At 63.0% G+C, this 17,520-nt stretch carries 17 protein-coding genes; 4 read left to right on the forward strand and 13 right to left on the reverse strand.

What is annotated here, in order from left to right; all coding sequences use genetic code 11:
• Window positions 1-12: 12 nt before the first annotated feature.
• The 3 genes from EGJ09_RS03635 to yegQ form a co-directional block, all read right to left on the reverse strand.
• Window positions 13-450 (reverse strand): YqaA family protein, encoded by a 438-nt coding sequence (locus EGJ09_RS03635; protein ID WP_039604685.1) that lies wholly within the window; start codon window positions 448-450, stop codon window positions 13-15.
• Entirely contained in the window at window positions 450-878 is a 429-nt protein-coding gene (locus tag EGJ09_RS03640) for a DUF411 domain-containing protein (protein WP_115275308.1), read from the reverse strand. The genes EGJ09_RS03635 and EGJ09_RS03640 overlap by 1 nt, the downstream gene beginning before the upstream one ends.
• A 116-nt stretch (window positions 879-994) precedes the next feature.
• Window positions 995-2,356 (reverse strand): tRNA 5-hydroxyuridine modification protein YegQ, encoded by a 1,362-nt coding sequence (gene yegQ / locus EGJ09_RS03645; RefSeq protein ID WP_125923249.1) that lies wholly within the window; start codon window positions 2,354-2,356, stop codon window positions 995-997.
• A 129-nt stretch (window positions 2,357-2,485) separates the two neighbouring features.
• Here yegQ and EGJ09_RS03650 point away from each other — a divergent pair, with 129 nt between their 5' ends.
• On the forward strand, window positions 2,486-3,550 hold the full coding sequence (locus tag EGJ09_RS03650; protein ID WP_046787253.1) for an AI-2E family transporter: 1,065 nt from the start codon (window positions 2,486-2,488) through the stop codon (window positions 3,548-3,550).
• 27 nt (window positions 3,551-3,577) lie between these two features.
• On the opposite strand, the gene EGJ09_RS03655 is transcribed toward EGJ09_RS03650, so the two are convergent.
• Window positions 3,578-5,644, reverse strand: a complete 2,067-nt coding sequence (locus EGJ09_RS03655) for a TonB-dependent receptor domain-containing protein (protein ID WP_115275306.1) — start codon at window positions 5,642-5,644, stop codon at window positions 3,578-3,580.
• A gap of 230 nt (window positions 5,645-5,874) precedes the next feature.
• Between EGJ09_RS03655 and EGJ09_RS03660 the strand changes: the two genes are divergently transcribed.
• Window positions 5,875-6,123 (forward strand): response regulator transcription factor, encoded by a 249-nt coding sequence (locus EGJ09_RS03660; RefSeq protein ID WP_046787251.1) that lies wholly within the window; start codon window positions 5,875-5,877, stop codon window positions 6,121-6,123.
• Between the two features lie 7 nt (window positions 6,124-6,130).
• Window positions 6,131-6,493 carry a hypothetical protein gene (locus EGJ09_RS03665; protein ID WP_125923250.1) on the forward strand — a complete coding sequence of 121 codons (363 nt, stop codon included), beginning with the start codon at window positions 6,131-6,133 and terminating at the stop codon, window positions 6,491-6,493.
• Here the strand turns inward: EGJ09_RS03665 and EGJ09_RS03670 are convergent.
• Entirely contained in the window at window positions 6,490-6,876 is a 387-nt protein-coding gene (locus EGJ09_RS03670) for a helix-turn-helix domain-containing protein (RefSeq protein ID WP_125923251.1), read from the reverse strand. The genes EGJ09_RS03665 and EGJ09_RS03670 overlap by 4 nt on opposite strands.
• A 201-nt stretch (window positions 6,877-7,077) precedes the next feature.
• Between EGJ09_RS03670 and EGJ09_RS03675 the strand changes: the two genes are divergently transcribed.
• Window positions 7,078-7,353 (forward strand): ogr/Delta-like zinc finger family protein, encoded by a 276-nt coding sequence (locus tag EGJ09_RS03675; protein WP_080952154.1) that lies wholly within the window; start codon window positions 7,078-7,080, stop codon window positions 7,351-7,353.
• Window positions 7,354-7,427: 74 nt separating this feature from the next.
• Here the strand turns inward: EGJ09_RS03675 and nuoN are convergent, their stop codons facing one another.
• The 8 genes from nuoN to nuoG are packed head-to-tail and all read right to left on the reverse strand — an operon-like array spanning window position 7,428 to window position 17,429.
• Window positions 7,428-8,897 (reverse strand): NADH-quinone oxidoreductase subunit NuoN, encoded by a 1,470-nt coding sequence (gene nuoN / locus EGJ09_RS03680; protein ID WP_115275303.1) that lies wholly within the window; start codon window positions 8,895-8,897, stop codon window positions 7,428-7,430.
• Window positions 8,898-8,904: 7 nt separating this feature from the next.
• On the reverse strand, window positions 8,905-10,437 hold the full coding sequence (gene nuoM / locus EGJ09_RS03685) for an NADH-quinone oxidoreductase subunit M (RefSeq protein ID WP_046787247.1): 1,533 nt from the start codon (window positions 10,435-10,437) through the stop codon (window positions 8,905-8,907).
• Between the two features lie 40 nt (window positions 10,438-10,477).
• Window positions 10,478-12,331, reverse strand: a complete 1,854-nt coding sequence (gene nuoL / locus EGJ09_RS03690; protein ID WP_125923252.1) for an NADH-quinone oxidoreductase subunit L — start codon at window positions 12,329-12,331, stop codon at window positions 10,478-10,480.
• Entirely contained in the window at window positions 12,328-12,636 is a 309-nt protein-coding gene (nuoK, locus tag EGJ09_RS03695; protein ID WP_003251446.1) for an NADH-quinone oxidoreductase subunit NuoK, read from the reverse strand. Before nuoK ends, nuoL begins: the two co-directional genes overlap by 4 nt.
• Window positions 12,637-12,639: 3 nt before the next feature.
• Window positions 12,640-13,140, reverse strand: a complete 501-nt coding sequence (nuoJ, locus tag EGJ09_RS03700) for an NADH-quinone oxidoreductase subunit J (RefSeq protein WP_012313764.1) — start codon at window positions 13,138-13,140, stop codon at window positions 12,640-12,642.
• 10 nt (window positions 13,141-13,150) lie between these two features.
• Window positions 13,151-13,699 carry an NADH-quinone oxidoreductase subunit NuoI gene (nuoI, locus tag EGJ09_RS03705; protein WP_003251442.1) on the reverse strand — a complete coding sequence of 183 codons (549 nt, stop codon included), beginning with the start codon at window positions 13,697-13,699 and terminating at the stop codon, window positions 13,151-13,153.
• Between the two features lie 11 nt (window positions 13,700-13,710).
• Window positions 13,711-14,718 carry an NADH-quinone oxidoreductase subunit NuoH gene (gene nuoH, locus EGJ09_RS03710; protein WP_012273297.1) on the reverse strand — a complete coding sequence of 336 codons (1,008 nt, stop codon included), beginning with the start codon at window positions 14,716-14,718 and terminating at the stop codon, window positions 13,711-13,713.
• The gene (gene nuoG, locus EGJ09_RS03715; protein WP_125923253.1) at window positions 14,715-17,429 is read right to left on the reverse strand and encodes an NADH-quinone oxidoreductase subunit NuoG; all 2,715 of its coding nucleotides are present in this window, start codon (window positions 17,427-17,429) and stop codon (window positions 14,715-14,717) included. Before nuoG ends, nuoH begins: the two co-directional genes overlap by 4 nt.
• Window positions 17,430-17,520: the final 91 nt, after the last annotated feature.

A 17,520-nucleotide genomic window follows, 5' to 3' on the forward strand; every position in this document is an offset into this window, starting at 1 on the left:
ACGTTAAAGGTGTTACCAGGCATGAAACCAACCCAGGGTAATCACGGCTACGACCATGTAACGCCCGCCCTTTGCCAGCGTGACCAGCAGCACGAAACGCCAGAACGGCTCACGCATGATCCCGGCAATCAGGGTCAACGGGTCGCCGATCACTGGCATCCAGCTCAGCAGCAACGACCATTGCCCCCAGCGCTGATAGCGTTGCTGGGCGCGTTCGAGTTGACGGGCGCTGAACGGGAACCAGCGCTTGTCGCGCAGGTGTTCGATGGCCCGGCCCAGCAACCAGTTGACCACCGAACCGAGCACGTTGCCCAGGGTGGCGACCAGCAACAGGGTCAGCCAGGCGTCGGGTTGGCGCAGCAGCAGGCCCACCAGCACCGCCTCCGATTGCAGTGGCAGCAGGGTGGCGGCGCCAAAGGCGCTGAGAAACAGCGCCCAGAGGCTCAGCATCAGTAGTTGGCGACTACGGTGTCCTGGCCATCCCGGGTTACCCCGATGACTTGATAGGCGTCCTTGCGATCACCCATTTCCATGCCTGGCGAACCCACCGGCATGCCAGGCACGGCCAGGCCCTTGAGGTCGTTGCGCTTGGCCAGCAGGCGCACCTGCTCGGCCGGGACGTGGCCTTCGACGAACTTGCCGTCGATCACCCCGGTGTGGCATGAAGCCAGCCGCGGCGCCACGCCGAGCCGCTGCTTGACGGCGCTCATGTTCGGCTCGACATGGTCGTTGACGGTAAAGCCGTTGTCACGAAGGTGGCTGATCCAGGCCTTGCAGCAGCCACAGTTGGGGTCGCGGTAGACGTCGATGGTCTCGCCAGCCTGTGCCAGGCCGGTGATGGCCAGCAGGCCGAGCGCGATCAGGTGTTTATGCAGCATGGTCGAACGACTCCTATGGGTAGGCGGGCGCCCCGCCCGCCATGCAAATGAGCTGCAGGATAGCGCAGGCCGCTTGCAGGCGCGATGTGCGCTGGCATGCTATCGGCCAGCAACTGTCAGCTGGCTGAACTGGACATTACACCTTTGTCAGCCAGTTCGTCCTGGCACAGGTCGCGCATCAGCAAGCCGTATTCCAGCGCTACCTGCTCCGGGATCGGCAGGTAGACCACATGGCCGTCCCCGGGCGCCACGTCGATGGCCTGCTGCTGGCGACCGTACAGGTTGTGCAGGTCGAAATGATAGTCGCCGCGCGGGGTCATCAGCTCCAGATGATCGCCTACTGCGAAGCGGTTCTTCACCTTGACCTCGGCCAGGCCGTCCACCCGTGCACCGGTCAGTTCGCCGACGAACTGCTGGCGCTCGGACAGCGAATTGCTCCGCTGGTAGTTCTGGTACTCGTCATGCACATGGCGGCGCAGGAAACCCTCGGTGTAGCCACGTTGGGCCAGCGATTCGAGGTTGTCCATCAGGGCCCTGTCGAAGGGGCGCCCGGCAGCGGCATCGTCTATGGCCTGGCGGTACGACTGCACCGCACGGGCGCAGTAGAAGTGCGACTTGGTGCGGCCCTCGATCTTGAGGGAGTGCACGCCCATGGCCGCCAGCCGCTCGACGTGCTGGATGGCGCGCAGGTCCTTGGCATTCATGATGTAAGTGCCGTGTTCATCCTCGAAGGCGGGCATCTCGGTACCGGGGCGATTGCTTTCGTGCAGCAGGAACACCTGATCGGTCGGTGCGCCCAGGCCCAGCGTCGGCTCGACCTCTCGCACGATGTCGCCGGCAGCGTTTTCGGTAGCGGGGGTAGCGTTGTACTTCCAGCGGCAGGCGTTGGTACAGGTGCCCTGGTTGGCATCACGCTTGTTGAGGTAACCCGACAGCAGGCAGCGCCCAGAGTACGCCATGCACAGGGCGCCATGGACGAACACTTCCAGTTCCATTTCAGGCACGTGCTGGCGGATTTCGCCGATCTCTTCGAGCGACAGTTCCCGCGACAGGATCACCCGGCTCAGGCCAAGTTGCTGCCAGAACTGCACGCTGGCCCAGTTGACCGTATTGGCCTGTACTGAGAGGTGCACAGGCATTTGCGGGAAGTGCTGGCGCACCAGCATGATCAGGCCGGGATCGGACATGATCAGCGCATCGGGCGCCATGTCGATCACCGGCGCCAGGTCCTTGAGAAAGGTCTTGAGCTTGGCGTTGTGCGGCGCGATGTTCACCACCACGTAGAAGCGCTTGCCCTGTGCATGGGCCTCCTGGATGCCCAGCGCCAGGTTGGCATGGTCGAATTCGTTGTTGCGCACCCGCAGGCTGTAGCGTGGCTGGCCGGCGTAAACCGCGTCGGCGCCGTAGGCGAATGCATAGCGCATGGTCTTGAGGGTGCCGGCAGGGGCCAGCAGTTCAGGCTTGGCGGGGATGTTCATGTGCGCACCGGGGCAAAGGCGCGGATGCTAAGGCCGGCCTGCGTCGCGCGTATTGATTTGAATCAAGGTGGGCATGGCACTTTTACCAAAGTGGTGTGCACTAATGTCCAGCACTCACGAGGAACCGCCATGAACCAAACCGCTTTGCAGAACAAGGCCCTGGCAGTATTGCTGGCGCTGGTGACCATTGCCTTCGGCTGGATCCTGCTGCCGTACTATGGCGCCATCTTCTGGGCGGTGATCCTCGGCATCCTGTTCGCGCCGCTGCAGCGAAACCTGCTGATGCGCTTTGGCAGGCGGCGTAACCTGGCGGCGGCGACCACCTTGCTGATTTGCCTGTTGGTGGCCATTTTGCCAGTGATCATCACCAGCGCCTTGCTGGTGCAGGAGGGCGCCACCCTTTACCAGCGGATCGAGAGCGGGCAGCTGGATATCGCCGGCTATGTCGAGCGCGGCATGAACATGCTGCCGCCTTTCATGCAGCACAGCCTGGACAGCATGGGCATGGGCAACCTGGAGGGGCTGCGCGACAAGATCACCAAATGGGCCACCCAGGGCAGCGAGATGCTGGCCACCCAGGCCTTCAGTTTCGGCCAGGGCACCTTCGAGTTTCTGATCAGTTTCGGCATCATGCTTTACCTGTTGTTCTTCTTTCTGCGTGAGGGCGCGGACGTGGCGCGGCGGGTACGCCTGGCCGTGCCGCTGCCAGAGCACCAGAAGCGCCGCCTGCAGTTGAAGTTCAACCGTGTGGTGCGCGCCACGGTGAAGGGCAATGTGCTGGTGGCGATCACCCAAGGCGCCTTGGGTGGTTTCATCTTCTGGGTGCTGGATATTCCCAGCGCGCTGGTCTGGGCGGTGATGATGGCGTTTCTGTCACTGCTGCCGGCAGTGGGCGCGGGGATCGTCTGGGCACCGGTGGCGGCGTATTTCCTGTTGACCGGGGCGATCTTGCAAGGGGTGATCCTGACCGCGTTTGGCGTGCTGGTGATTGGCCTGGTGGACAACCTGCTGCGGCCGATCCTGGTGGGCAAGGATACGCGTATGCCCGACTACCTGATCCTGGTGTCCACCTTGGGTGGGTTGGCCGTATTCGGGCTCAACGGGTTTGTGATCGGGCCGCTGATCGCGGCGCTGTTCATGTCGAGCTGGGGGATTTTCGCCGCGACCAAGCCGCAGGTGCAGTTGCCTCAATAGGGGCTGCCACGCAGCCCTTGCAGCGTTTCAACGCAAGCTGTATGAAACCCCGGCGTATACGCCAAACCCTTCCCCTGGCGTCGACCGGGCAATGTCTTGCCCTGCATCGTCGTACCCAGGCGTTACCGTCGCCGCATAGCGCTTGTTGGTCAGGTTGCGCAGGTCCAGCCAGGTCTGCCAGTCCTGTTTCGGCGAGTCCCAGCCCAGGCGCGCACCGAGCAGGGCGTAGGCATCGGCGTGGTAACTGTTGGCGTAATCGACTTGCACCTTGGACGCCATCTGCGTGTTGACCCCGGCATGGAAGCCGCTTGGCCAGTCGTAGCGCAGTTCGGCCTGGTAGTAATGCATGGGAATGCCAGGCAGGCGGTTGTCGCCGAAGGTGTCATCGTCCCGGTAGTGGAAATCACTGAACGTGTAGGCCTGGCGCAAGCTGAGCTTGCCAGTGCCAGGGTGCTCCCAGAGGGTGCTGTCCAGGCCGGCTTCGACGCCCTGGTGCACGGTGGCGCTGGCATTGACCTCCTTGGCCGGGAGGCCTGCCTCGATTTCAACGGCCAACAGTTCATGGCGCACTTGCGAGTAGTACCAGGCCAGGTCCCAGCGGCCCAGGGCCGAATCACCGCGCGCGCCCAGTTCCAGCGTAGTGGCTGTCTGGTTTTGCAGTTCGATCGGCTGCGTGGCGACCGTGGAGCTCCAGATCAGTGACCATGGGTGGGGTGGCTCGACGGACCGGCTCAGGTTGCCATACACCTGCAGTTGCGGGTTGATGTCGTAGCGCAGGCCCAGGCGCGGTGCGTAGTCCCAGTCATGCTGGCTGACCTTTCCACCGTTCTGCGGATAGGTGACTGCGCTTTCACGGCGGGTATAGATCATCGCCAGGCCAGTGGTCAGCCACAGGTCAGGGATCAGTTCCAGATCGTTGCCGACATGCAGGACAGTATCCGACCCCTGATAGCTGAAGTCGCGGCTGCGTGCGCCGAAGTTGTCGCCAGTGGTACGGGCAAACTGCGAGGCGCCGCTGTTGGGCAGGTGCTTGGTGGTTCGCCAGCCCACGGTGGTGTTGCTCTGATGGCCCAGCAAGGTGTCGCGGCGCATGTAGTTCAGGGTGCCGCTGACATCGGTGTAGGCGACCTTCAGGCGCATCGGGCCTTCGCGCAGGTCCATGGGGAAGTCGTGGTACACCAGCCCGGCTTCCACCCGGGCATCGTCCTCAAGGTAGAAGGTGGTCTTGTTGGCCACCCAGGTACTGCCCGGTTGCGGCCGGCTGTCGTCGCGCGCCAGGTAGGCGGCGTTTGCGGCACGTGGGTCGTGCTTGATCTGGTCCTTGGTCAGGCGCCCGGCCAACTCATTCTCGGTTTCCCGGTAGCGCAGGTAGAAGCGCGTTTCCAGGTTGGGGTTGAAGCGATAACCCACGTTGGTGGCGATGCCTTTGGCGCTGCCGCTGCTGTGCGCCTGGTAGCCGTCGTATTCCGAATCGGTGAGGGCCACGTAGTAGTCGAGGTTGCCCAACACCTGACCCGAGCTGACGTGCCTGTGCTGATAGCCGCGGCTGCCGGCCTCGTACCGCACCTGCAGTGGCGCGGCGTCGTAGCCGGTAGGCGTCACATAGTTGATTGCGCCACCCAGTGCCAGCGCGCCCTGATCGAAACCGTTGGCCCCTCGCAGCACTTCGGCGCGGCTCAGCCACAGCGGCTCGAACAGCTCGTAAGGTGTACCGCCCGGGCCGGTCAGCGGCAGGCCGTCGAACATCGTGTACACCCCTGAACCGTGGGCTCCGGTCGCACGGTTGATGCCTGACCCGCGGATGGACAGCTTGATGCCATCGTTACCTGCAGACTGTGCGAACACCCCCGGCTGGTAGGCCAGCACGTCCTGGTTGCTGGCCACCCGTCCTTGCCCCACACGCTGCATGTCCACCAGGTTGCTGGCGCCGGGTACTGCCTGCAGGCGCGCGCGGGCGTCTTCCAGTTCGCTATGTGCTTCGTCACTGATCAGCACTTCGCCCAGTTCGACCGCAGGTGCAGCTGACGCGTGCTGGGCGACTGTGAAAAGGGCCACAAGGCCAAGGCAAGGTGAGGGGGGCAACACGGGGCGCATCGTACAACTCCAGGTGAAAAGGGCAGGCAACGGCGTTGTGACGAGCGAAACGCCGTGCAGAGCACGGAGAGTTTCACTTAATTGAAAGCAGCCATTTGAGGACGGGTGTGTAGGACGGCGATTTACAAACCGTATGAATGGAACACGTGTTTTGGGATTCGTAAGGTGGAGTCCTACCGCGTCAGCCCGATAGCTGACGTGAACTGGCGATGATTTTTTGGAGTTCGGTGATGAGTGCCAACACGCAACAGATCGAAGATAGCCAAGCGGATACGCCTATTCGCCTGACCCCCAGAGAGCAGCAGGTATTGCTGTGGTGTGCCTATGGCAAGAGTTCGTGGGAAATCGGTCGGATCCTGCAGTGCCAGGAGTCGACGGTAAATTTCCATGTGGGCAACATCCTGCGCAAATTCGATGTATCCACGCGGGTCGCCGCCGTGATCAAGGCCATTCGCTACGGCATGCTTGCAGAGCAGTGAGGCACTCATGATTGAAGTCGCATTGATTGATGGTGCCCTGTCCTGCGTTGTGGAGTGGCTCGAGCGCGACGGGCGGGTGCTTTTCGGTGCAGTGTTGGGCGCTTTACTGGTCAGCGCGGCACGTGATCGGCTGGTCATCGTTTCGCGCAAGCGGCTTACGTTGGGCAAGCAAGCCTTGCTGGCCCTTCTCACCGTTGGCGTGGGCTACCTGTTCGAGCCGCTGTTGCAAGCTTTGGCCCCCATGCTTTCCCGGGGCATGGCTGCTTTCGTGGCGGCGGTCGTGGTGGTCCCGATCAGCCTCAAGGTCATGGTGTGGCTGGACTCGGTGGACCTTCGGGAAATCGTGCAGCGTTGGCGACGTCGCAGTTAGCCTTCGGAGGTGTCCGGCTCACGGTAGGCGAGTGCATCCAGTTTCTTCTCCAGCTCCTGGATGCGCTGTTTGTCCTTGATGTACAGCAGCGTGGCCTCGCGGTCGGCGAATGAAAGGCTGCGCAAACGTTCGAGGATGTCATCTTCCCAGCCTTCACCGGTGTGCAAGGTACGCTCGCGCTCACCCATCAGCAGCCAGTCCAGCGAGCAGGCATGCTGCCGGGCCATATCTACGCATAATGAGTATGGAATGCTCTCGCGTACCTTCCAGCTGCTCAGTGTCTGCGGGCTTATACCAAGCGCTCGGGCCAGCTGAGCGTCGCTTTCGGACTGGGTAAGTTGCTTGAGGCGGGCCAGCACCGAGGCGAAAAAACGGCTACTCATAACAGATATCCATTGCTGGTTTAATGACATTCCCTGGGCTTAAACTACTCGTTATGAATAATAACCCTGCAATATGAGGAACTTTATCGGCATGAACAGCAGTTTGATGAAAAGCCTTTCTTATACAGTAGGCAATACTGACACAAATGGACGATCAACCTTACAGCTTCTGCCATTGCTCGGCCTTAACAGGTATCTACCGTGAGTACTTACAAACTGGTCTGCCCTCACTGCCATAGCCGGATGCGCATACGCACCAGCGAAGGTCGCCATATTTTCCTTAGAGTGGCCTATTTGCAATGCACCACGGAGGCGTGTGGTTGGTCGGTGAGGGCCGAGTTCGAAATGACCCATGAACTGTCACCCAGTGGAATGCCTAATCCGGATGTGTACTTGCCATCGGCCAGCAGTGATTTACGCAGGACGGCACTGCGCCGCAGTGACGATGTTGCGTCAGGCAGGCAAGCGGAACGGTAGCGTAGCCGGCACGGTTTGCAGCGCAGATAAAAAAACACCCCGCATGAGCGGGGTGTTTGCTATTGCCTGTTCGATCAGCCGATCAGTTGCAGGCCAGCCTGCTGGACCATTTCCAGCAACGGCTGCGGGTAGACACCCAGTACGAAGGCGAGAATGGCAATGGCCAGCAGCATGACGCCGCCAGTGCGCTGTTCCCACTTCAGCGGCGCATCGTGGCGGCGCAGGTTCGGCTCGACCAGGTACAGGGTGACCATCACACGCAGGTAGTAGTAAACGCCGATGGCGCTACCGATCACCAGGGCACCGACCAGCCACCACAGGTGCGACTCGACGCCAGTGGCGATGATGTAGAACTTGCCGATGAAGCCAGCGGTCAGCGGGATACCGGCCAGCGACAACATCATCACGGTCAGCACTGCCGTCAGGTACGGGCGGCGCCAGAACAGGCCGCGGTACTCGTACAGGGCATCGGCGTCACGGCCGCCGTAAGGCGAGGACATCAGGGTGATGACACCGAACGCACCCAGGCTGGTGATCACGTAGGTGACCAGGTACACGCCCATCGCTTCCATGGCCAGGCCCTTGCTGGCGATCAGGGCGATGAGCAGGTAGCCGAAGTGGGCGATGGACGAGTAACCGAGCAGACGCTTGAGGTTGCTCTGGGTCAGCGCCAGCAGGTTACCGACCAGGATCGAGGCGACCGCGATCACCGCCAGAACGGTGCTCAGCACGCCGCTGCTGGCAGCAGGGGAGAGCATGAACAGGCGTACGACCACGGCGAACACCGCGACCTTGCTCGCGGTGGCCAGGAACGCGGCGACTGGCGCCGGGGCGCCTTCGTAGACGTCCGGGGTCCACAGGTGGAAAGGTACCAGCGACAGCTTGAAGGCCAGGCCGACCAGCATCATGCCCAGGCCCAGCTGAGCGACCAGGCTTGGCATGCTGGTGGCGGCCAGGGCTTTGCCGATCTGGTCGAAGCTCAGGCTACCGGCATCGGCATACAGCAGGGCCATGCCGAACAGCAGGAAGGCCGAGCCTGCGGCCGACAGCACCATGTACTTGATGCCGGCTTCCAGCGAACGCTTGTTGAAGAAGGCGTACGCCACCAGGCCATAGACCGGCACCGACAGCAGCTCCAGCCCGATGAACAGGCCGGCCAGGTGGTTGGCGCTGACCAGCACCAGGCCACCGAGGGCCGACATCAACAGCAGCAGGTAGAGTTCTTCACGGTTGCCGGGGAAGCCCTTGGAGCCTTCACCGAGATAGGCGTGAGCCAGTGTGACGCAGGCCAGCGTGGCCACCAGAACGATCGCCATGTACAGGCAGGCGAACTTGTCGATGGTGATTAGCGAAGTGACCGCCAGCGGCGCGACCTTCAGCGCCGGCAGGATCGACAGCAGGGCCAGGTTCAGGCCCACGGTGGACAACAGGAAGGTCTGCGAGTGGTTGCGCTTCCAGGCGATCGCCAGCATCACCACCACCGTGGTGATGGTGGTGATCAGCATCGGCGCCAATGCGATGAAGTGTTGAGTGGTGAATTCCATAGCGCTCTTACCGGGCCGAAGCGAGTTGAGTGAAAGCGGAGCCAAGCCACTGCTGCACACCGCTCATGGTGGCGGCAGAAGTGTCGAGGAACGGCTGCGGGTACACACCAAGCACGATCAGCAGCACCGCAAGGCCCAGCACCATGATCAGCTCGCGGCCGTCCATGCCGGCCAGCACGGTGTCGCTCTTGCTTGGGCCGAAGTAGGCACGGTGGATCATGATCAGCGAGTAGACCGAGCCGAAGACCAGGCCGGTGGTTGCGATCACGGTGATCCACGGCACGCTGGCGAAGCTGCCGATCAGGATCAGGAACTCGCCGACGAAGTTGCCGGTGCCTGGCAGGCCCAGCGATGCAGCGGCGAAGAACAGGCTGATGGCGGGCAGGTAGGCAATGCGGTGCCACAGGCCACCCATCTGACGCATGTCACGGGTGTGCAGGCGCTCGTACAGCTGGCCGGACAGGATGAACAGCGCGGCAGCCGAAAGGCCGTGGGCCAGCATCTGGATCACCGCGCCTTGCAGGGCCTGCTGGCTGCCGGAGTAGATGCCGATCAGCACGAAGCCCATGTGCGAGACGCTGGAGAAGGCGATCAGGCGCTTGATGTCGGTTTGCGCGAAGGCCAGGAAGGCACCGTAGAAGATACCGATCAGGCCCAGGGTCATGGCGATCGGGGCAAACTCTGCCGAAGCGTTCGGGAACAGCGGCAGGGCGAAACGCAGCAGGCCGTAGGCCGCGGTTTTCAGCAAGATGCCCGCCAGGTCCACGGAACCTGCGGTCGGTGCCTGGGCGTGCGCATCAGGCAGCCAGGAGTGGAACGGCACCACCGGCAGCTTCACCGCGAAGGCGATGAAGAAGCCCAGCATCAGCAGGTACTCGACGCCAGCCGGCAGTTCGGCCTTGAGCAGGTCGCTGTAGTTGAAGGTGAGCACGCCGGTGGTGTTGTAGTTGACCAGCACCAGGCCAAGGATCGCCACCAGCATGATCAGGCCGCTGGCCTGGGTGAAGATGAAGAACTTGGTGGCGGCGTAGATCCGGGTCTTCTTGCCGTCTGCCGAGCTGTGACCCCAGAGCGCGATGAGGAAATACATCGGCACCAGCATCATTTCCCAGAAGAAGAAGAACAGGAACAGGTCCAGGGCCAGGAATACACCGACCACGCCGCCCAGGATCCACATCAGGTTGAGGTGGAAGAAGCCGACGTGGCGCTGGATTTCTTTCCAGGAACACAGCACCGAGAGCACACCGAGCAGGCCGGTGAGCAGGATCATCAGCAGCGACAGGCCATCGAGGGCCAGGTGGATGCTGATGCCGAAGCGCTTGATCCACTCGACTTTGTATTCGAGTGCCCAGGCAGGTTCGGCGCCCGGTGCAGGGGCCAGGGTGTAATCGCCGGTGCCCCACAGCCACAGGCCGATGCCGAGCAGCAGGGACATGGTCAGCAGCGCGATCCAGCGCGGCAGGGTGGAGCCGAAGCGCTCACCCAGCCAGCACAGGAAGCCGCCGATGAAAGGGATCAGGATCAGCCAAGGCAAAATCATGACGGGTTGGTTTCCTTTGGCAAAGTCGCAAGATTCATAGTCATACCGCAGCCACTACCACAGCGCCGAGTACCAGCACGGCGCCGACGGCGATCGAGGCGGTGTACCAGCGCAGCTGGCCGGTCTCGGTCTTGCTCATGGCGACGTGGCCGCCACGGGCCATCCGAGGGATCAGGCCGATGCTGCGGTCAACCGGGTCCTTGCGCAGGATGTGGCTGATCAGCAGGTAAGGTTTGACGAAGAGCTTGTCGTAGATCCAGTCGAAGCCCCAGGCGGCGAACCACCAGGCCGAAAGGACGCGGCCGATGCTGCTGTTGGCGACGGCGCTGGCGAAGCGGCGCTTGCCCAGGAACAGCAGGGCCGACAGCAGGATACCGGCGATGGCGATGGCGCCCGAGGCGATCTCCAGCGAGTGCTTGGCTTCACCGCCGGCATGGCCGGCGCTTTCAGGCAGCACGCCTGCCAGCGGTGGGTGGATCCAGGCGCCGACGAAGGTCGACAGCACGATCAGCACGCCCAGCGGCAGCCAGTGGCTGATGCCGTGGCCGGCGTGGGCTTCGGTCTTGGCTTCGCCGTGGAAGGCGATGAAGATCAGGCGGAAGGTGTACAGCGAGGTCATGAACGCACCGACCAGGCCGGCGTACAGCAGGCCGGTATTGCCGCTGGCGAAGGCTTCCCAGAGGATCTCGTCCTTGGAGTAGAAGCCTACGGTCAGGATCGGCAGGGCGGCCAGGGCGGCACCACCGACCACGAAGCTGGCGTAGGCCAGCGGCAGTTTCTTCCACAGGCCGCCCATCTTGAAGATGTTCTGCTCGTGGTGGCAGGCAACGATCACCGCACCCGAAGCAAGGAACAGCAGGGCCTTGAAGAAGGCGTGGGTCATCAGGTGGAAGATTGCCGCGTCCCAGGCACCCACGCCCAGCGCCAGGAACATGTAGCCGATCTGGCTCATGGTCGAGTAGGCGAGGATACGCTTGATGTCGGTCTGCACCAGCGCGGCGAAACCGGCCAGCACCAGGGTCACGCCACCGACCACACCGACCAGGTGCAGGATGTCCGGGGCCAGCAGGAACAGGCCGTTGGTACGGGCGATCAGGTATACGCCTGCGGTTACCATGGTGGCGGCGTGGATCAGTGCCGAAACCGGGGTAGGGCCTGCCATCGCATCGGCCAGCCAGGTCTGCAGCGGCAGCTGGGCCGATTTACCGACCGCGCCACCCAGCAGCATCAGGGTTGCCAGGACCATCCAGGTGTCGCCCGCCTGGAATTTCTGCGGTGCCAGCACCAGCAGCTCCTGCACGTTCAGGGTGCCGAGCTGGACGAACAGGATGAACAGGCCGATGGCCAGGAACACGTCGCCGACACGGGTGACGATGAAAGCCTTGAGTGCTGCATTACCGTTGTTGCGGTTGCTGTAGTAGAAACCGATCAACAGGTAAGAGCACAGGCCCACGCCTTCCCAGCCGAAGTAGATGAACAGCAGGTTATCGCCCAGGATCAGGAACAGCATGCTGGCGATGAACAAGTTGGTGTACGAGAAGAAGCGCGAGTAACCGGCTTCGCCACGCATGTACCAGGAGGCGAACAGATGGATCAGGAAGCCTACGCCGGTGACCACGCCAAGCATGGTGACCGACAGGCCGTCCAGGTACAGGGTGAAGTTCGGCGCGAAGCCGTCCACCGACATCCACTGCCACAACAGCTGGCTGTACGCGCCGCCTTCAGGCGGGGCGACATTGAATTGCCAGATGACGTAGGCCGCCACGGCGGCCGAGAGGCCGACCGAGCCGACGCCGATCAGGGCGGACAGGTTCTCCGAGAACCGCCCGCGCGAGAACGACAGCAGCAAAAAGCCGATCAGGGGGAAGACGAAAGTCAGGAAGAGAAGGTTCATCCGCGCATCTCACTGGCAGCATCGATGTCGAGAGTGTGGAAGCGGCGATACAGCTGCAGCAGGATCGCCAGGCCGATACTGGCCTCGGCGGCTGCCAGGCTGATCACCAGAATGAACATCACCTGGCCGTCGGGCTGGACCCAACGGGCACCGGCGACGACGAACGCCAGGGCAGAGGCGTTCATCATGACTTCCAGGCTCATGAGCACGAAGAGGATGTTGCGGCGGACCATCAGGCCAACCAGACCTAAGCAGAACAGGATGCCGGCGACCGCCAGACCATGCTCGAGAGGGATAGCACCCATGATTTACTCCTTCGCCTCGTTGCGGCCCAGGTGGAAGGCGGTGACGGCTGCGGCGAGCAGCAGCATCGAGGCCAGTTCGACCACCAGCAGGTACGGGCCGAACAGGCTGATGCCCACTTCTTTCGGGCCCACGGTGGTGCCGCTGATGCCGGCACCGCTCGGGGTGACGAACAGCACGTACAGCAACTCAAGCAGCAGCAGGGTGCCGAGTATCACCGGCCCTGCCCATATGCCGGGCTTGAGCCAGCCGCGTTCCTGGGCGACCGAGGCCGGCCCCAGGTTGAGCATCATCACCACGAAGACGAACAGCACCATGATGGCGCCGGCGTAGGCGATCACTTCCAGGGCGCCGGCGAACGGCGCACCCAGGGCGAAGAAGATCATTGCCACGGAAATCAGCGAAATGATCAGGTAGAGCAGGGCGTGCACGGGGTTGGTGCCAGTGACCACCCGGAGGGTGGAGACCACGGCGATCCCGGATGCGAAGTAGAAAGCGAATTCCATCTTTCTGTCCTTATGGGAGCAAGCTCTTCACGTTGATCGGCTCGGCTTCGTTCTGTGCAGAGCCTTTCGGCTTGCCAGCGATCGCCATACCCGCAACACGGTAGAAGTTGTAGTCAGGGTTCTTGCCGGGGCCGGAGATCAGCAGATCTTCTTTCTCGTACACCAGATCCTGACGCTTGAACTCGGCCATTTCGAAATCCGGAGTCAGCTGGATTGCGGTGGTCGGGCACGCCTCCTCGCACAGGCCGCAGAAAATGCAGCGCGAGAAGTTGATGCGGAAGAACTCCGGGTACCAGCGGCCGTCCTCGGTCTCGGCCTTCTGCAGCGAGATGCAGCCGACCGGGCAGGCCACCGCGCAGAGGTTGCACGCTACGCAGCGCTCCTCGCCGTCGGGGTCGCGAGTGAGGACGATACGGCCGCGGTAGCGCGGCGGCAGGTACACGGGTTCTTCGGGGTACTGCAGGGTGTCGCGCTTGCGGAACCCGTGGGAGAACACCATTGCCAGGCTGCGCAGCTGAGTGCCGGTGCCCTTAACGATGTCGCCGATATATTTGAACATGGGTCAAATCCTCACTGGGCCGCGACGGCTGGCGTGTTGTAAAGCACGATCGCAGCGGTCACCAGCAAATTGATCAGGGTCAGCGGCAGGCAGAACTTCCAGCTGAAGTCCATCACCTGGTCATAGCGTGGGCGCGGGATCGAAGCGCGCAGCAAGATGAACAGCATGATGAAGAACGCGGTTTTCAGCGCGAACCACAGGAACGGCACTTGCGGCAGGATGCCGAACGGGCCGTGCCAGCCACCGAAGAACAGGGTCACCAGCAGCGCCGAGATGAGGATGATGCCGATGTACTCACCGACGAAGAACATGCCCCATTTCATGCCGGCATACTCGATGTGGTAGCCGTCGGCCAGTTCCTGTTCCGCTTCTGGCTGGTCGAAGGGGTGACGGTGAGTCACGGCAACGCCGGCGATGAAGAAGGTGCAGAAGCCGAAGAACTGCGGAATGATGAACCACAGGTTCTGGGCCTGGTATTCAACGATGTCACGCATGTTGAACGAGCCCACCTGTACCACCACGCCCATCAGCGCCAGGCCCAGGAACACTTCGTACGAGACGGTCTGTGCCGAGGCGCGCAAGCTGCCCAGCAGGGCATACTTGTTGTTCGACGACCAGCCGGCAAACAGCACGGCGTAGACCGACAGGCCGGCCATGGCGAAGAAGAACAGCAGGCCGATGTTCAGGTCGGCAACGCCCCAGCCCGGCGTGATCGGAATGATCGAGAAGCCGATCAGCAGCGCGCTCATGGCCACGACCGGCGCCAGGGTGAAAATCATCTTGTCGACGAAGGGCGGGTTCCAGTCTTCCTTGAAGAACATCTTCAGCATGTCGGCGGCGATCTGGAACATGCCGAACGGGCCGACACGGTTAGGACCGTAGCGGTCCTGCCACCAGCCCAGCAGGCGGCGCTCGACGAAGCTGAGCAGGGCGCCGCAGACCACTACGGCCAGCAGCACCACGATAGCCTTGACGACCTGGATGATCACATCGATCACTTCGGGGGTGAACCAGCTCATTGTGCTGCCTCCTGCAGACCTTCGACGGATGCACCGAAGATGGCCGGCGGGATGCCGGCCAGGCCTTTGGGCAGCGCGACCAGGCCAGCGCCCAGTTCTTCATTGATGCGCAGCGGCAGGCGCAGGGCCACACCGGCCACGTTCAGGCTCAGCAGCGCGCCTTCGTTGACGCCCAGGCGGTCGGCCTCGGACTTGGCCAGTGCCACGTAGGCGGCAGGGATGCGCTCTTGAACCGGTGCAGCGCGCGAAGAGCTTTCTTCGCTGCCGAACAGATGGAAGAACGGTACTGCGGTCCAGGTGCCACGGGCCGGGTTGAAGGCGCCCGGAATGGTGTTGAACCAGGTCAGGCGATCGCCTTGCGATTCGATCAGGCGCACGCCCGGGTCACCGGCACGCAGGTGGCCACCGACCTCGTCCTGGAACTTGTTCCAGGCTTGCGGCGAGTTCCAGCCCGGCGACCAGGCGAACGGCACCTGCTGACGCGGTTCGGCGGAGCCCGAGTAGCCTTCCATGGAGAAGGCGAACGCGGTGTCCTTGTCCTGCGGGGTGCGTGGCTCGTGCACGCTGATGTTGGCGCGCATCGCGGTACGGCCGGAGTAGCGCAGCGGCTCACGGGCCAGCTTCATGCCCTTGATGCGGAACGCTGCAGAAGGCGCCGCGTTGACGATGCCGGCCAGTTGCGGGGCTGCTTCGGCGCAGGCGCTGGTGACGTGGTCCAGCTGGGTCCAGTCGACCGGCTTGTTCAGCAGGGTGGCACGCAGGGCGTGCATCCAGCGCCAGCCTTCGTGGACCAGGATGCTGCTGTCCAGGTACTGCGGGTCGAACACCTGGAAGAAGCGCTGGGCACGGCCTTCCTGGCTGACCAGGGTACCGTCGCCTTCGGCGAACGAGGCCGCCGGCAGCACCAGGTGGGCACGCTCCAGGGTGGCTGTGTTGGAGTGGTCGGCGACGATCACGACCTTCGCAGCTGCCAGGGCGGCATCGACCTTGGCGGCCGGTACGCGGGTGTACAGGTCGTTTTCCAGCACCACGATGGCGTCGGCCTTGCCGCTGATGACCGCATCCAGCGCGGCATCGGCGGACTCGCCACCGAGCATGGCCAGGCCGAGGCTGTTGGCCTCAGGTACCACCAGGCTCAGCGAGCCGTTTTTCTCGCGCAGCTTCAGGGCCTTGGCGATGTTGGCGGCAGCCTGGATCAGCGCCGGGTCGGCCAGCGAAGTACCGGCAACCACCAGCGGACGCTTGGCGGCGACCAGGGCGTCGGCGATGCGCTTGGCCAGGGCCAGGGCTTCGTCGTCCAGGCCTGCAACGGCCGGGGCACTCGGGTCGATGGCGTGGGCCACAGCGAAACCGATGCGCGCCAGGTCGGCGGGGGCGGCGTGCACGCATTCTTCGGCAACGTCGTCCAGCTTGGTTTCAGCCAGGCTGGCGATGAACAGCGGGTACAGCGCGTGCTGGCCGATGTTCTTCACCGCGGCGTCGAGCCAGGGCTGCACTTTCATGGCCTCGGCCATGGCTTCAGCCTTGCCTTTGGTGGCCTGGCGCACGGCCAGGGCAACGCGGGCGGCGGTCTGGGTCAGGTCTTCGCCGAGCACGAACACCGCGTCGTGGTCTTCGATGTCGCGCAGGGTCGGCACTGGCAGCGGGCTGTTGTTCAGCACGTCCAGGGCCAGACGTACGCGGGCCAGCTCACCGGCTTCCATACCCGAGTAGAAGTAGTCGGCACCGACCAGCTCGCGCAGGCCGTAGTTGCTTTCCAGGCTGGCGCGGGGCGAGCCGATACCTACGATGGTACGGCCGCGCAGCAGGTCGGCGGCCTTGTCCAGGGCGGCGTCCAGGCCCAGTTTGGTGCCATCGGCCAGGCGTGGCTGGCGTGGGCGGTCGGTGCGGTTGACGTAGCCGTAACCGAAGCGGCCACGGTCGCACAGGAAGTACTGGTTGACCGAACCGTTGAAACGGTTTTCGATCCGGCGCAGCTCGCCGTAGCGCTCGCCCGGGCTGATGTTGCAGCCGCTGGAGCAGCCGTGGCAGATGCTCGGGGCAAACTGCATGTCCCACTTACGGTTGTAGCGCTCGGAGTGGGTCTTGTCGGTGAACACGCCGGTCGGGCAGACCTCGGTCAGGTTGCCGGAGAATTCGCTTTCCAGCACGCCGTCTTCAACGCGGCCGAAGTACACGTTGTCGTGGGCGCCATAGACACCCAGGTCGGTGCCGCCTGCGTAGTCCTTGTAGTAGCGCACGCAGCGGTAGCAGGCGATGCAGCGGTTCATCTCGTGAGCGATGAACGGGCCGAGGTCCTGGTTCTGGTGGGTACGCTTGGTGAAACGGTAGCGGCGCTCGTTGTGGCCGGTCATTACCGTCATGTCCTGCAGGTGGCAGTGGCCGCCTTCCTCGCACACCGGGCAGTCGTGCGGGTGGTTGGTCATCAGCCATTCGACGACGCTGGCGCGAAATGCCTTGGATTCGTCATCGTCGATGGAAATCCAGGTGCCGTCGGAGGCAGGGGTCATGCAGGACATGACGATACGACCACGGGTGTCGTTCTCGTCGGTGTACTGCTTGACCGCACACTGCCGACAGGCGCCAACGCTTCCAAGCGCCGGGTGCCAGCAGAAATAGGGGATGTCGAGGCCGAGCGACAGACACGCCTGTAACAGGTTGTCTGCACCGTTGACTTCGAGCGCTTTGCCGTCTACGTGGATAGTGGCCATTGTTCAAAGTTCTTCGTTGGCCCGCGTGAGCGGGCGTGGCTAATGGAAATCTGTAAGCCTGCGGCCTGCCGCGAATCGTTCGGGCCGGCCT

The organism is Pseudomonas sp. p106 (genome assembly GCF_003936645.1).
In the GTDB taxonomy this organism is placed as follows: Bacteria; Pseudomonadota; Gammaproteobacteria; order Pseudomonadales; family Pseudomonadaceae; genus Aquipseudomonas; species Aquipseudomonas putida_E.

Excerpts from the sequence above, each read along its gene's own strand:
- EGJ09_RS03635 (WP_039604685.1), bottom strand. The coding sequence starts at position 450 with ATGCTGAGCCTCTGGGCGCTGTTTCTCAGCGCCTTTGGCGCCGCCACC.
- EGJ09_RS03640 (WP_115275308.1), bottom strand. The coding sequence starts at position 878 with ATGCTGCATAAACACCTGATCGCGCTCGGCCTGCTGGCCATCACCGGC.
- yegQ (WP_125923249.1), bottom strand. The coding sequence starts at position 2,356 with ATGAACATCCCCGCCAAGCCTGAACTGCTGGCCCCTGCCGGCACCCTC.
- EGJ09_RS03650 (WP_046787253.1), top strand. The coding sequence starts at position 2,486 with ATGAACCAAACCGCTTTGCAGAACAAGGCCCTGGCAGTATTGCTGGCG.
- EGJ09_RS03655 (WP_115275306.1), bottom strand. The coding sequence starts at position 5,644 with ATGCGCCCCGTGTTGCCCCCCTCACCTTGCCTTGGCCTTGTGGCCCTT.
- EGJ09_RS03660 (WP_046787251.1), top strand. The coding sequence starts at position 5,875 with ATGAGTGCCAACACGCAACAGATCGAAGATAGCCAAGCGGATACGCCT.
- EGJ09_RS03665 (WP_125923250.1), top strand. The coding sequence starts at position 6,131 with ATGATTGAAGTCGCATTGATTGATGGTGCCCTGTCCTGCGTTGTGGAG.
- EGJ09_RS03670 (WP_125923251.1), bottom strand. The coding sequence starts at position 6,876 with ATGAGTAGCCGTTTTTTCGCCTCGGTGCTGGCCCGCCTCAAGCAACTT.
- nuoN (WP_115275303.1), bottom strand. The coding sequence starts at position 8,897 with ATGGAATTCACCACTCAACACTTCATCGCATTGGCGCCGATGCTGATC.
- nuoM (WP_046787247.1), bottom strand. The coding sequence starts at position 10,437 with ATGATTTTGCCTTGGCTGATCCTGATCCCTTTCATCGGCGGCTTCCTG.
- nuoL (WP_125923252.1), bottom strand. The coding sequence starts at position 12,331 with ATGAACCTTCTCTTCCTGACTTTCGTCTTCCCCCTGATCGGCTTTTTG.
- nuoK (WP_003251446.1), bottom strand. The coding sequence starts at position 12,636 with ATGGGTGCTATCCCTCTCGAGCATGGTCTGGCGGTCGCCGGCATCCTG.
- nuoJ (WP_012313764.1), bottom strand. The coding sequence starts at position 13,140 with ATGGAATTCGCTTTCTACTTCGCATCCGGGATCGCCGTGGTCTCCACC.
- nuoI (WP_003251442.1), bottom strand. The coding sequence starts at position 13,699 with ATGTTCAAATATATCGGCGACATCGTTAAGGGCACCGGCACTCAGCTG.
- nuoH (WP_012273297.1), bottom strand. The coding sequence starts at position 14,718 with ATGAGCTGGTTCACCCCCGAAGTGATCGATGTGATCATCCAGGTCGTC.
- nuoG (WP_125923253.1), bottom strand. The coding sequence starts at position 17,429 with ATGGCCACTATCCACGTAGACGGCAAAGCGCTCGAAGTCAACGGTGCA.